Below are 12,866 nucleotides of genomic sequence, written 5' to 3' on the forward strand. Positions count from 1 at the left end.
TAAATCCTATAAAAAAAGATTTCTGTGTTGAATAATGGCGAAAGCTAAGAGTGATGGAAGAGAAACTAAAAGTTTTAGTTGTAGATGATGACGAAGTAGACCGCATGGCAGTGCGTCGCGCATTGACAAAAGCCGGTGTACAAATGCAACTTTTTGAGGCAAGTGATGGCAATAGTGCGATCGCTACCTTATCCAATAGTTCCTATGATTGTGTCTTTCTCGACTATCGCTTGCCAGACCAAGACGGCTTAAGTCTACTTCACAGTTTACGTTTAAAAGAGATTCGAGTGCCAGTTGTTGTTCTTACAGGTCAGGGAGATGAGCAGATAGCAGTGGAACTGATGAAAGCTGGTGCTATTGATTACCTCTCGAAATCCAGGATATCCTCAGAAATTTTGGCACAGGTGCTGCGAAATGCAATTAGAGTCCATAGAGCAGAAATGCAAGTCGCTTTGGCCAATCAACAATTGCGAGAGAGTAACGATCTCCTCACTCGGAAAAACCAGGAATTAGAAATACAGCGAAAACAAATTGAAATACAAAATTGGAAACTGGTGGAAGCATCAAGACTGAAATCGCAGTTTCTAGCAACTATGTCTCACGAATTGCGAACCCCAATGAATGCCATCATTGGGTTTTCTCAGTTATTATTGAGACCAAAATGCGGACCATTAACGCATCAACAGAAAGATATGGTAGAGCGGATTCTAAATAATGGCAAGCATTTGCTCATGTTACTTAATGAAGTTCTCGACTTTTCTAAACTAGAAGCGGGAAAGTTAGATTTAAAGCCAGAAAACTTTGATTTATCAAAGGTGGTTAATGCCACTATCCAAGAAATGCGATCGCTAGCGGAGGAGAAGAATTTGTCTTTGGTAGTTAAAATAGAATTACCAAACTCTTTGGTATTTAACGACCCAACTCGTGTACGACAGATTGTAACGAACCTGCTTTCAAATGCAATTAAGTTTACAGAGTCTGGAAGTATTAGAGTTGAGGTTAAAGAACTCTCTCCCGAGCAACTGCAGCTTGCGGTTTACGATACCGGAATTGGGATCGATTCTGCTGATATAAAGCAAATTTTTGAAGCTTTTAGGCAAGTCGATCAGAGTACAACTCGCAGGTATCCGGGTACGGGTTTGGGTTTGCCAATTATTAAAGCATTGTTGCAAATGATGGATGGCACAATATCTGTAGAAAGTCGTTTGGGAGAGGGATCGGTGTTTCGGATTGAGATGCCTCGTAAAATATTAGCATCAAATCAACAAAGTGCTGATGGGGCAGTGAATTCTCCTTCTTATTCAAATCAAACAAATCTATGGCGTCAGCAGGAAATGGCTCGCTTTGCTCCAGAAGGTATGCAAAGGAAAAGTAGGGACTTATAATTTTAAGATTGTAAAAGAAAATCAAGTTATAAATTCTTTTCAAAAAAAGTCGATAAATTTATGATGTCTGGCGAAACTTCTAAAGTAGATCGAATTCTTGCTGTCGATGATACTATTGATAACCTCATCTTACTTCAAACCATGTTGGAAGTAGAAGGATATGAGGTGGACTTAATATCAGATGGAGCGAGTGCTTTAAAGCAAATTCTCAAATCTCCTCCAGACATAATTCTATTGGATGTGATGATGCCAGGAATGGATGGATATGAGGTCACGCGTCACATCCGCAAACATCCCGAAATACAATACATCCCCATCCTGCTGTTAACAGCACATATTGAAGTGAGTGTTGTGGAAGGTTTGGATGCGGGAGCAGATGATTTTATCCGCAAACCATTTGACCAAGACGAACTGCTTGCGAGAGTGCGATCGCTACTGCGTCTCAAGCACAGCATTGACGAGCAACAAAAAATGGCAAAAATGCGGGAAGACTTTGTGTCTCGTCTCACCCACGATTTGCGAACCCCCCTAGTTGCAGCAGATCGGATGCTGAATTTGTTTGAACAGGAAACGTTCTGCAAAATTTCGCCAGAAATGAAAGAGGCGATCGCCGCCATGATTCGCAGCAATCAAAATTTACTAGAAATGGTAAATAACTTGCTTGAAGTGTACCGCTTTGAAGCAGGTAAAAAAACCATGCAACTTGATAGCTGTAATATGCAGCAGATTGTAGAAGAAGTTGCTCAAGAACTGAGTCCTTTGGCACTAGAGAAGGGTTTAACTGTATCTGTCGATACCAAATCCTTGAAAGAAATAGGGGATAGTGCTGGTACAGTTATGGGCGACAAACTCGAGTTAAGGCGAGTCGTCAGCAACCTCATAGGGAATGCTATCAAGTTTACCGATACAGGAGGAATCGACATTCGTATTTCTGAAACACCGACGAGCCAAAAAGATAAAGCTTGGGTTGTCATTGATGTCAAAGATACTGGATACGGTATAGCACCCGAAGATCAAGCCTTTCTGTTTGAACGTTTTCGACAAGGAAAACACAAACGTGCAGGTAGTGGGTTGGGGCTGCATCTCTCGCAACGTATTATTGAGTCCCACAAAGGAAAAATTCAAGTGTCTTCCGAACTTGGTAAAGGCAGTGTATTTACAGTATGCTTGCCAAAGCAAAGTTAAAAAGCAAAAATGATAGTATTCTCAGTCACTGTCGGGTTTTCCCTTCTATACCAAGCGATTGTAGCCCGTCATATAAAATACTGCGTTCGGATGGTGATTTTAAACAACGTCTCTCATTACAATGCAAATAATGGTTCATGAATCTTAGCTGATTACAATACATGAAAAATTACATCGCTAATGAGAACTCAAAAAGCCAAGAATGAAGAATTATGAGTGGGGAATCTAGAATTCCCAACTCACAATCACTAATTCTTACTTTCTGACTTTTCCATAGCGATCTAAATATCTAGGAATAAAACGCATGACTCCATCAACACCAACTCGCGGTCAGGTAGAAAGAACATTAACACAGCGCATTCAAGCTCTATATCGAGAGCGATTGGGACATCAACCCAGTAAAATCACTTGTCAATTATCAGAGCATAATGTAGTCCTTGTTTTGGAAGGTTCTATCACCCAACCAGAACAACTACTTGCTCAATCAGGTCGAGTAGAACTCGCCGAGCAAGTTCACTCGGACTTAGATGATGCAATTCAACCACAACTTAAGGCACTTATAGAAGAGACTTTAAATGTTTCTGTTATTGAGCTATTAAGCGATGCAACACTAGCCACGGGTCGCACTGGAATTATTGCCCTTCTGACAAATGCTCCAGAAGTTCGCACTCCTCCCACTCCAACTTCTAAAATTAGGCGTAAACCTTCATCTGGGAGTGGAAACAACCCAGAGAAAACAGCACTGTAAAATTATTCCTGGCAGAAATCAAATGCCGAACCAACATTTAATTTTCTCTTTAAATAAGACCGAACCATATCTTCTAAATCTTCGATCATGTAAGGCTTACTGATATAGTCGTCAAATCCTGACATCAAAATGCGTTCTCTATCCTCCGTGCTAGCTAAAGCAGTGATTGCAATAGCTGTAATGTGCCTGGTAAGCGGTTCTTGCCTCAGAGAACGCACCACATCAATACCGCTTTTTCCTGGTAACAGGATATCCAACAATATCAGATCGGGTTGGTATTCTTTGGCAACGAGTACTGTCGTTGAACTATCTTTTTGACAAATCAGCCTACAGCCAAGCGAATCGAGCGCGTAACTTAACAGCAGTAAATTATCATCATTGTCCTCTACTGCTAAAATTAGGGGTGGCTGAATATTGTGCCGCTTGTTGTCGCTCATAAATGCGTGTGCCAGTTCCATTGCTTCTCCAGAAGTTTTTGCTGTGCATACATCGTTTGTCTTGAGAGAACAAACGAGGCATTCCGCGAGCGGTTGATTGATAGCGCTCTCTCCAGACTGGCTCGTCTCTCAACCTTACAAGTTGATTGTTCTTGCTCGCTCAGATAACGAGATTCAGCTTTTGAGAATTCTCCTAGGCTAGCAGAGCAAGATGCTTACTCATTAATTATATGCAAAGTAGCTAGAAATTTTATCAAAAAACTCATAAGTACTTAATATATTTAAGCATTATTTAACGTAGTATCATCAAAGTGGCTGATTTCTTTGCATTTTGTTATACAGAGCCAATACATATCAAATTGGCTGAATTAGCCTTTGTATAACAACAAAACTTTACAAACATATTTTATGAGTAATAAATTATACTTAAACATTTTGTTGCAGTTCTTCTCACAAAAATGAATTTATATAAGTATAAATGCGTTAATCTGATGGAAAATTTCAGGGGTTTTTGAAAAATAACTATTATTTGGACACTGAAGACACCTTATGGACATCAAATACAGGAATACTTCTAACTAGAGTATGAAAAACTTTTGCAACCCTTGACTTTTTTGTAGTATACGTGTAGTATATAAATAACAAAAAATAAAGAATGTTTTAAGTCTATTTTCTTTGTTCGTTTATCCATAAAGGACGGAAGCTCTCATCCTACACAATGGGATAATTTATTTTTTGCAGTTCTCTTATATATTGCTTGAGGCGATCCCAATGTTTGTTAGGTGTCAAAGACGATTCATACAAAAATTCTTGCCAGTTAAATTTCAAAGCCATCAAACAAATACCTATTTGCGAACAGACTCAAGTTATGAGCGAACATCGTTTGGGCGAGATTGTAATTGAACGTCCTCGCCATGGAATGAGGATAAGTTTAAGAAAATGCACGGGATACAAGAAAACCCTACAAAAAATTACAGACGAAGCTGGGGAAGATGGGTTGCTCAGCCCGTACTTAATTAAACCAAGACATCGCACAAAGAGCTTTTCAGATCATCTCGGACCCCTTTACCGTTGGTTGCGTTCTAAAGTGGGAAAGCCTTGGAATGAGGTGTATGGAGAACTATGCTTGCACCTTGACATAACAACGTTGTCCGGGCAACACATACTCTTTCACGTGTGGGGTTTCGTGGAACGGGATGTCATTATAATCGATGGGATTCCTTATAAAAAAAGTAACCAATCCCAACCACTAGGCAAATACAGTGGGTATCGGTGGAGACAGTATTTATATGTTCACCCAGATACTGGGCTTCTCTGTCTCGTTGAGCCAATACCAAACACACCGACCAAAAAGCCAGATGATGTCGTTGTTGTAAATAACTACCATCAGTATCGCAAAATTAACGATATCTGGTACTTGGTTGTGTTTGCTGATTTTCCCAGTATGCCGGGAAATTATTTAGCAACCGACGTTTTACTTCAGTTAAATCTTTATCGTTGGGATGCTTGTAAAAAATATGGCAGGGAAATCTACGCGCTCGGCAAACAACAGTGTAATAAAAAGGAAATCAAGCATATCAAGCACTTGCTTGAGAAAAGAGCGCGATCGATAGCATGGGAAAGTATCAAACGACCGAAGAAATAAACAACTTAATCACTTCCTTTGAGGATTGTACTTTGCCTCGATGTCAGTGGACTCATGCTGCACACTTAACTGTTGCCCTGTGGTATCTCACTCAATACGAGGTAAAAGAAGCAATAGAGCTCATTCGTGAGGGTATTAAGAAATACAACTTTGCCATGAAGATCGAGACCACCAAAGATGGTGGGTATCACGAAACATTGACCCTATTCTGGATTCAGAGAGGGAGTCAGTACCTTTTGAGTGCTCGGACTCAAGATTCTTTGTTGCAACTGGTCAATGAATTCGTCGATTATTACCAAGATCGGCACTTACCGTTTCAATATTACACTCGAGATTTACTAATGTCTTGGGAGGCTCGTAATACTTGGGTTGCACCTGATTTAAAGCCTTGAGTTGGACATTGAAAATTTCTGGATTTCACACAACTACAAACCGTTATACACATGATATGAGTTGAGGTTTTATGACGCAAATCAGCACAAAACTCGTTCAACAACTACGTCAAAAAACTAGTGTTGGGATTATGGATTGCAAAAAGGCATTGCAAGAAAATAATAGCGACCTTATTAAAGCTGAAGAATGGCTGCGGAAAAAAGGTTTAGCTAAAGCGATCGCGATCGCAAATCGCGTATCTGCGGAAGGGCTTGTAGAGAGTTACATCCATAATGGTAGTCGAGTCGGTGTGCTGATAGAAGTCAACTGCGAAACTGACTTTGTAGCTCGTAACGAGAAGTTTCAAACCCTAGTTCGAGACTTAGCCATGCAAATTGCTGCTTATCAAAATATAGAGTATGTTAAGGTAGCTGACATTCCACTGGAAGTCGTAACTAGGGAAAAAGAAATTGAAATGGGACGAGATGACATAGCTAACAAGCCCGAAGCAGTCAAAGAAAAAATAGTTCAAGGAAGGATTGAAAAACGCCTCAAAGAAATGTCTTTGATGGATCAACCTTTCCTTCGGGATTCAAGTAACACTGTAGAAAATGTCATCAAGCAGCATATAGCCTTACTGGGTGAAAATATCCAAGTTCGGCGCTTTGTCCGCTTTGTTTTAGGTGAAGGTATTCAGGTGGATGAATAAACAAGGCTTTTAGCATAAAGTCGGAAAAACAGTAGCAATCGCTGCTGTTTTTTTAATTTGTTCGTAGTGGTGCTAAAGCTGTTGTCACTCATTTTGTGGCGATCGCTGAAAAAGTTGTCGTCTCGTTGCTAGAAGTTGCAAACCTTTACTTACCATCAAAATGAGTAACACGACAACTAGAGCTATAGCCAAAAGAGGAACAAAGATTGCTAGGGCTGAGAGAACGATCGCACCCACAGCCTCTATGGTGGAAATAACACCGTTACCGAAACCTCCGGTGAGTGCTGTTGAAGACAAACGAGTCATCCCCATGAAAGTTTGGATAATTCCTGCAGCACCACCACCAGCAAGAACGGCGACTGTCCATTCTAATAAAGGAGTCGTGGTATCGTGAACCAAAGCTTTAGTGATAAAAGTTCCTACCGCGATCGCAGTAGGTGTGGAGACGACATCCAAAGCATGATCGACCCAAGGAATGTAATAAGCTGCAACCTCAATACAAGTGGCTACAGCAAAGGCTATGAGTGCCGGATATGTTCCAATCCAGCTAAAATCTGGTGAAAGTGGTAAATGCCCGTAGATGGCAGCGATACTCATGACAAGAGGTGGTACAAAAATGCGAAAGCCACAGGCTGCACTGAGAGCAATACCTATACCTATACTTAATAATGTATCCATAGGGTTACGACTTCATGCCCGATCTCGCGAACGGGTTTAAATGTCCAATATTACTTAGTAATTTAGAAAAAATTTATAACAAAGGCATCTGACAAAAGAGTTGTCAATCAAGAATGATGGCTATTCCTTAGGCGACGAAGGATCGGGACTGTTTTTACGAGGTGTTAGTTTTTCTTCTACCTGAGGTTGCGGATTTACTTTAAGAACAGGCTCATTTGGAGAACTTTGTCTTTGTCTGAGAATTTGAATTTCTCTCTCTATCAAATCCTGTCCTTTATTAAAAAAGTCTTGAGAGTTAAAGGGAACTAGATCGCGAGAGAAACGTTGAATTTCTGTTGACGTTAGAGGAGGGTTGACTTGGACAGCATAAGCAGAGGTTTGTCCAACGAGTACAAAAGGCACTAAGTATAATAAAGCTTTGGTTTTCATAAAATGAAAAGGCAGCAGTTGTCACGCTATAACTGCCATGTGGTAGGAACAGGTTATAAACCCTCTTGTGTTGGGTTTATAACTACTAAGATAAACCAAAACACTTTTGGCTGCCCTCCTACAAATGGGTGAGCTATTCAGTCGTCTACATTCAATAAATCACAAAGTTTTGCTTGGGGTAGGCAGTGCTCGCCAATACTGAACGATAGGCACTGCTCGCCCTACAAAAGCCCGACAAAGTTGTTTACCAAGCACCTCTATTGAAAAATTATACCAATTTGAAAAAAGAAGGTGACAGACAGTTGAGTAAAATTCAGCCATATAAGGCTTTTTCAAGCCAAAATGGCATTACCTCTGAACTTCTTTGAGGATTTGAACAATTTGGTCATATCTATTTTGATGACCCTGCTGCTGAAACAATTCTGCTGCTTTTTGTAAATCTTGGATTCCTTGTTTTGTCTTCTTTGTATTTAGGTAAAGAATTCCCCGGTTTTTATAAGCCAGAGCATAGTCTGTTTTGAGCGCGATCGCTTGGTTGTAATCCTCTATCGCTCCTTGGCGATCGTGCATTTGCAATTTGACATTTCCTCGATTCAGATAAGCAGAATAAGGTCCTTTATCTGTCCAGTTATTGACTTGAATTGCCTTTGTATAATCAGCAATAGCTGCTTTTTTATCACCCATATTTTGCTGGACAATGCCTCTGTTGTAGTAAACTTCAGAGTCTTGAGGATTTATACGGATGGCTTGGTTATAATCTGCTACTGCTCCTTTATAATTACCCATCTCATCCCGTAATTGTCCTCGGTTAATATACGCGTCAACAATCGCTCCTTTACCCCAGCTTTCGTTGATTTGAATTGCCTTATTGTAGTCAGCAAGCGCTGCTTCTTTATTGCCTAAGTCGTAATACGTTATCGCTCTATTGTAGTATGCCAGTGAATAGCGGGGATTCAGGCGAATTGCTTGGGTATAATCTGCCAATGCTCCTTGCAAGTCTCCTGCATTAGATTTTTCCAGTCCTTGATTGAGCAAATCACTGGCATTACTTTGAGGGCTTTCTATTGGTGCTGGTGTTTGAGCATAAACTTGAGGAACATTTACTAGAACAGCGATCGCACCCAGAACTGCAATGGAAGTTGAAGTTAATCTCATAACTTTATATATAGTTGTGTGATTATACAGGAAGTCAATTCCTTTCAACTTAGGATGCCCAATTCCACTGCAAAATAATCACTTCAGTCTTTTGTTTTCTCTTGACACGTTTCCTCGATTAAAAATGTAAAAACACGTAACCCATGTCCCATAGCTTCTAAATTATAGAGGGAGTACATAGCGTGAAGAGACTTTTTTTTGCGACAAGAGCTATTTCTGACAAAAATGGAAGTTGTCGCCGTATATTTTGAAGAAAATCCAAAGTTTTTCTGTGCGCTGCGGTTTCTTGATGGAAAGCAAAGTTATCGGCTGCCTTTTGTAAGTCTGTAATTGCTGCTTGTTTGTAACCTAGCAAGTCATAGGCTACACCTCGGTTGAAATGAGCACTGGCATTGTTTGGCTGTAGTTTGAGCGATGCTGTAAAATCCGCAATCGCACTCTTGTTATCCCCACTTCGCCCACAAACGCAACCTCGATTGTAGTAAGCTCTGTAGTTGTTGGGATCGAGACGAAGTGCTGTTGAGAAGTCGAGCAAAGCGGTTTGTAAGTTTAGCAACTGAAAATGAGCTAGTCCGCGCTCGTTATAGATTTCTGCTAGAAGTAGATTGGATGTCTGAGGAATCTGAGTTAACGCCAGATTGTAATCAGATATTGCTTGTTGGTAATTCCCCAACATAGCGCTGGCGACTCCTCGGTTGTAGTAAGCCTTAAAATTGTTGGGTTGAAGTGCGATCGCTCGATCGTTGTCAGCGATCGCTGCTTGGTAATGTCCGAGTCTGTAGCGTGCTAATCCCCGATTTAGATATGGCTCGGCATTGTTAGGGGCAAACTCTATGGCGCGATCGCAATCTGCAATGGCATTCTGATAATCTCCTAACTGAAGATTGGCAAGACATCGATTGCTATAAGCAGCCGTAAAATGACTTCTCAGTTGAATAGCCTCTGTAAAATCTTTAACAGCTAGGCGGTAATTGCTATCGAGCATCTTTTCTACACCTAACTTAAAAAAGTCGCCTGCTGTCATTTGGATATTAGGGGCGGGTGATGGGTATGCAGGTAAGGTGAGAAAAAAACAGACAAATCCAACAGCAATACTGAAATTGAGTATGAATCGAAAGCATTGATTGAAGTGATTCACAGGCGATGGCTCACATAAATTACAAGGTCAGGGGTTAGGAGTCAGGGAAAAACCCAATGCCCAATCCCCCCGATCGATATTTATACGTGCTAGTGCATACAGTCCGCGATCGCGACTGAAACTCTATTTCCAGTCCTTATTATTAGCTTCGTCTAGCACATATGCTGCTACATCTTCTATTTGCTGGGGTTGTAAACGACCTTTAAAGGCAGGCATTGCATTTTTACCATTTGTGACTTGAGCAATGATGGCTTCAGATGAGTTCATTGCATACTTGTCTAGGGCATCTTTCTTCAGGCTTTTCTGAGCTTGAACTAAGTTCTTACCACCTGCATGACAAGAGGCACAATTGGCGTTAAAAATTTTGGCTCCTTTCACGGCGTCAGATGCCAAAGCAGGACGGTTAAAAGCAAAAGTTAATATTGCTATAGCCAACAACAGCACTGAAATAACTTTTTTCATCCTTTGTCTCCTCTACAACAAGACTCATTCTAGAAAATCCTTCATAATTCTCTGGCTCTTGCTTTGTGGCGTCAAAAGACAATCTGTCAAAGTTGGCTTGCTGTTGCGCTTTTATTGCAATAACAAGTTATTGCAATGCCACCTTTTTACAATGCATTTAAAACGTCTATTTGGTTTAAAATTTGTGATGAGGGAACTTTAACTGCATTCTTTAAAGATACTTAACAATTCATGGGACAGTATGAACGCCTAATTCTCATGGCAGAGGACGAACTGACACAGTACAGTACCGATGCTCGTAAAATAGAAAAACTTCGGCAGAAGATTGGTCTTTCTGTTTCCGCAAAAGAACAACAAGAAGTCAAAAAAGTACTGCTTGCTGAAATGCCCTCCGATCCGATCTCTCAACTTGTGGAAACGCAGCGTCAAGCAGTGGCGCTACCTTTTTGGGGAATTGCCGGTCTGGGTTTGTTGCTAGGAATTTCTTTTATGCAACCTTTGGACTTGCTTGCTACTGTAATTGGTACGGCGATCGCCATCCGCGTGCAAAAGTGGGGCTGGAGGCTGCAAGCCAAACGGTTGGTGTTACAAACTCTGGAAGATATTGAAGAGCGAATTCAAAAAGAGCGATCTGTGTAATAAAGTGCGATCGCTTTGCAAAGGGCATCACTAAACGGACTCATTTAACTCGATCTTAAAAACACTGTCAATTTTCCGAAAATTCTTATACTAACTTTATTTTTTTAACCTGAAATTTATTTCTCCCGGTTCGCTTGTTTTTTTAGGAGTTAGACGAAAGAGAAGCAAAAGCGTGAAGGCGAAATTTGATGGCAAAGTGGAAAGCGAGTGGGCGTAAGTGGTGGTGAAAAAAGCGCTGCTTGACATTGTGTAGTATGTGTATTATAAAAGGATTGTACTGCATAATCTAAACACGCTAGGCGAATGATGGCTTGTGCCACTTTACGCTCGCTTAACTAAAGTATTGGAGTCCTATTCATAAATTGAGTAACTTTTATCTATCTACGATTATTGGCGTTGCATAAAATAGGGATGAATCCTTGAACCGCGTTCTCGAAGCGTGCCGACGAAGGAGGCACAGACACGAAGTGCGCGAAGAAGTTAGATTTTTTCGTTTACAACAATTCAAAAACACCCCGCAATTACGCAACACCCGATTTTTTATCCTTAATCCTTTATCTTTCATCCTGATTGAAAGCTGTCGATAATTCACAGTGAGATTTTGTCGTGTTCTAGAAAAAACTATTTCAAAATATGTAACTTGTGTAGAGGAGGTAAGTTATGAGCACATTTAAAGTTGAGGTTGTAGAAATCAAGAGTGTAGATCCTCACCCCAACGCTGATAGATTGGACATTATAAATTTGGAAGGAATGGCATATCAAGTTATCAGCGCCAAAGGAAACTTTCAACCTAAAGATTTTGCATTTTATTTTCCTATTGATAGTGTTATTCCAGAAGACTATCTCGATAAATTTGGAATTCGTCCTTATTACTCCAAAAAACTTCGTGCTGCTAAACTGCGGGGCATTTTTTCTGAAGGCTTGCTCATTCCTGTAGGGGAGAATTTTACAGGAAATCCTGGGGATGACTATACTGAATATTTCGGTGTAACTAAATATGAATATCCAGTTCCTAAAGGAATGAGTGGAGAAATGGAAAGTCATATCGGGCATTATAAATTTCCCAGCCCCGAAAATCTCAAGCGCTACAAAGACGTATTGATAGAAGGCGAGGAAGTCGTCATCACAGAAAAGCTACACGGAACTAACTTCACAGTATTAGTAGATGCTGATGGCAATACTCATATTGGCAGCCATAACTACTTTTGGAAAAATAATGAGGTGAATAAAAATCTAGTTTATGTTCGTGCTTACCACGAGAATATTGTTTTACACAAACTTCCTCCTCTCACGCAAGTTTTTGGAGAAATCTATGGTGTCCAAGATATTAAATACGGTTTACCAAATGGCAAAATAGGGCTGGCTTTATTTGCTGTCCGTCAGGATAAACAGTTTCTCAATCACACCGATTTTGTTGCTTTTTGTGAAGAATTTTCCTTACCAAGAGTACCCGTACTTTATCAAGGTCCTTATAGTTGGGACGCTGTGTCACAATTTAACAACGCCAATAGCACACTCAGCACAGACTCTATAATGGAAGGTGTTGTTGTGCAACCTACCGTTGAAAGACACCATCCTGAAGTAGGTAGGGTTGTTCTGAAATTAATTAGCGACAGATATTTACTTCGCAATGAAGGAACAGAATTACATTAATAAGGATCAAAGAAAAATGGTAGGTTGGTTTGAGCGACAGCGAAACCCAACAAATATTCCATCAGGTTAGGTTTTTCCGTAAAAATTACGCATATCATTATTTAGACGTAACGGCAAAACCAACAAATATATTATTTGGTTGGGTTGAGGAACAAAACCCAACCTACCCCATCTTAATAAAGAAAATTTACTTAAATCTTAAGTATGACTGGTGCAAGTAGTGTTAAATAT

General features: G+C 40.3%; 15 protein-coding genes. 8 read left to right on the plus strand and 7 right to left on the minus strand.

All coding sequences use genetic code 11. The features are described from left to right. Positions 1-53 precede the first annotated feature (53 nt). From HC643_RS23170 to HC643_RS23180, 3 genes are all read left to right on the plus strand, one after another. Complete coding sequence (locus HC643_RS23170) at positions 54-1,385, plus strand: ATP-binding response regulator (protein WP_038085414.1); 1,332 nt, start codon at positions 54-56, stop codon at positions 1,383-1,385. 60 nt (positions 1,386-1,445) lie between these two features. Beyond that, the gene (locus HC643_RS23175) at positions 1,446-2,570 is read left to right on the plus strand and encodes an ATP-binding response regulator (protein WP_038085416.1); all 1,125 of its coding nucleotides are present in this window, start codon (positions 1,446-1,448) and stop codon (positions 2,568-2,570) included. 304 nt (positions 2,571-2,874) lie between these two features. Further along, positions 2,875-3,318, plus strand: a complete 444-nt coding sequence (locus HC643_RS23180) for a Na-translocating system protein MpsC family protein (protein ID WP_038085418.1) — start codon at positions 2,875-2,877, stop codon at positions 3,316-3,318. Between the two features lie 2 nt (positions 3,319-3,320). Here the strand turns inward: HC643_RS23180 and HC643_RS23185 are convergent, their stop codons facing one another. Together HC643_RS23185 and HC643_RS42175 are read right to left on the minus strand one after the other, a co-directional pair. Continuing rightward, a complete protein-coding gene (locus HC643_RS23185) occupies positions 3,321-3,776 on the minus strand; it encodes a response regulator (protein ID WP_038085420.1) in 456 nt (151 codons plus the stop codon). A gap of 690 nt (positions 3,777-4,466) precedes the next feature. Next, positions 4,467-4,589 carry a hypothetical protein gene (locus HC643_RS42175; RefSeq protein ID WP_272899756.1) on the minus strand — a complete coding sequence of 41 codons (123 nt, stop codon included), beginning with the start codon at positions 4,587-4,589 and terminating at the stop codon, positions 4,467-4,469. Positions 4,590-4,623: 34 nt separating this feature from the next. On the opposite strand from HC643_RS42175, the gene HC643_RS23190 reads away from it, so the two are divergent. The 3 genes from HC643_RS23190 (at position 4,624) to tsf (ending at position 6,481) form a co-directional block, all read left to right on the plus strand. Beyond that, the gene (locus tag HC643_RS23190; RefSeq protein ID WP_050045254.1) at positions 4,624-5,400 is read left to right on the plus strand and encodes a hypothetical protein; all 777 of its coding nucleotides are present in this window, start codon (positions 4,624-4,626) and stop codon (positions 5,398-5,400) included. Beyond that, complete coding sequence (locus HC643_RS23195; protein WP_038085423.1) at positions 5,370-5,792, plus strand: hypothetical protein; 423 nt, start codon at positions 5,370-5,372, stop codon at positions 5,790-5,792. Before HC643_RS23190 ends, HC643_RS23195 begins: the two co-directional genes overlap by 31 nt. 71 nt (positions 5,793-5,863) lie before the next feature. Beyond that, positions 5,864-6,481 carry a translation elongation factor Ts gene (tsf, locus tag HC643_RS23200; RefSeq protein ID WP_038085475.1) on the plus strand — a complete coding sequence of 206 codons (618 nt, stop codon included), beginning with the start codon at positions 5,864-5,866 and terminating at the stop codon, positions 6,479-6,481. An 84-nt stretch (positions 6,482-6,565) separates the two neighbouring features. On the opposite strand, the gene HC643_RS23205 is transcribed toward tsf, so the two are convergent. The 5 genes from HC643_RS23205 to petJ form a co-directional block, all read right to left on the minus strand. Next, entirely contained in the window at positions 6,566-7,159 is a 594-nt protein-coding gene (locus HC643_RS23205) for a DUF4126 domain-containing protein (RefSeq protein WP_038085426.1), read from the minus strand. 120 nt (positions 7,160-7,279) lie between these two features. Next, on the minus strand, positions 7,280-7,588 hold the full coding sequence (locus HC643_RS23210; protein WP_038085429.1) for a hypothetical protein: 309 nt from the start codon (positions 7,586-7,588) through the stop codon (positions 7,280-7,282). Positions 7,589-7,936: 348 nt separating this feature from the next. Further along, complete coding sequence (locus tag HC643_RS23215; protein ID WP_050045253.1) at positions 7,937-8,743, minus strand: tetratricopeptide repeat protein; 807 nt, start codon at positions 8,741-8,743, stop codon at positions 7,937-7,939. A 157-nt stretch (positions 8,744-8,900) separates the two neighbouring features. Next, positions 8,901-9,767 (minus strand): tetratricopeptide repeat protein, encoded by an 867-nt coding sequence (locus HC643_RS23220; protein ID WP_137986149.1) that lies wholly within the window; start codon positions 9,765-9,767, stop codon positions 8,901-8,903. A gap of 237 nt (positions 9,768-10,004) precedes the next feature. Continuing rightward, positions 10,005-10,343, minus strand: coding sequence for a cytochrome c6 PetJ (gene petJ / locus HC643_RS23225; protein ID WP_038085431.1), 339 nt, complete (start codon positions 10,341-10,343; stop codon positions 10,005-10,007). Between the two features lie 231 nt (positions 10,344-10,574). On the opposite strand from petJ, the gene HC643_RS23230 reads away from it, so the two are divergent. Beyond that, complete coding sequence (locus HC643_RS23230; RefSeq protein WP_038085433.1) at positions 10,575-10,982, plus strand: hypothetical protein; 408 nt, start codon at positions 10,575-10,577, stop codon at positions 10,980-10,982. Between the two features lie 660 nt (positions 10,983-11,642). Continuing rightward, positions 11,643-12,635, plus strand: a complete 993-nt coding sequence (locus HC643_RS23235) for an RNA ligase (ATP) (RefSeq protein WP_038085435.1) — start codon at positions 11,643-11,645, stop codon at positions 12,633-12,635. Positions 12,636-12,866: the final 231 nt, after the last annotated feature.

This window comes from Tolypothrix bouteillei VB521301 (assembly GCF_000760695.4).
Classification (GTDB): domain Bacteria; phylum Cyanobacteriota; class Cyanobacteriia; order Cyanobacteriales; family Nostocaceae; genus Scytonema; species Scytonema bouteillei_A.

Excerpts from the sequence above, each read along its gene's own strand:
- HC643_RS23205 (WP_038085426.1), bottom strand. The coding sequence starts at position 7,159 with ATGGATACATTATTAAGTATAGGTATAGGTATTGCTCTCAGTGCAGCC.
- HC643_RS42175 (WP_272899756.1), bottom strand. The coding sequence starts at position 4,589 with ATGGCTTTGAAATTTAACTGGCAAGAATTTTTGTATGAATCGTCTTTG.
- HC643_RS23235 (WP_038085435.1), top strand. The coding sequence starts at position 11,643 with ATGAGCACATTTAAAGTTGAGGTTGTAGAAATCAAGAGTGTAGATCCT.
- HC643_RS23180 (WP_038085418.1), top strand. The coding sequence starts at position 2,875 with ATGACTCCATCAACACCAACTCGCGGTCAGGTAGAAAGAACATTAACA.
- HC643_RS23195 (WP_038085423.1), top strand. The coding sequence starts at position 5,370 with ATGGGAAAGTATCAAACGACCGAAGAAATAAACAACTTAATCACTTCC.
- HC643_RS23220 (WP_137986149.1), bottom strand. The coding sequence starts at position 9,767 with ATGACAGCAGGCGACTTTTTTAAGTTAGGTGTAGAAAAGATGCTCGAT.
- HC643_RS23215 (WP_050045253.1), bottom strand. The coding sequence starts at position 8,743 with ATGAGATTAACTTCAACTTCCATTGCAGTTCTGGGTGCGATCGCTGTT.
- HC643_RS23185 (WP_038085420.1), bottom strand. The coding sequence starts at position 3,776 with ATGGAACTGGCACACGCATTTATGAGCGACAACAAGCGGCACAATATT.
- HC643_RS23190 (WP_050045254.1), top strand. The coding sequence starts at position 4,624 with ATGAGCGAACATCGTTTGGGCGAGATTGTAATTGAACGTCCTCGCCAT.
- petJ (WP_038085431.1), bottom strand. The coding sequence starts at position 10,343 with ATGAAAAAAGTTATTTCAGTGCTGTTGTTGGCTATAGCAATATTAACT.
- HC643_RS23230 (WP_038085433.1), top strand. The coding sequence starts at position 10,575 with ATGGGACAGTATGAACGCCTAATTCTCATGGCAGAGGACGAACTGACA.
- tsf (WP_038085475.1), top strand. The coding sequence starts at position 5,864 with ATGACGCAAATCAGCACAAAACTCGTTCAACAACTACGTCAAAAAACT.
- HC643_RS23175 (WP_038085416.1), top strand. The coding sequence starts at position 1,446 with ATGATGTCTGGCGAAACTTCTAAAGTAGATCGAATTCTTGCTGTCGAT.
- HC643_RS23170 (WP_038085414.1), top strand. The coding sequence starts at position 54 with ATGGAAGAGAAACTAAAAGTTTTAGTTGTAGATGATGACGAAGTAGAC.
- HC643_RS23210 (WP_038085429.1), bottom strand. The coding sequence starts at position 7,588 with ATGAAAACCAAAGCTTTATTATACTTAGTGCCTTTTGTACTCGTTGGA.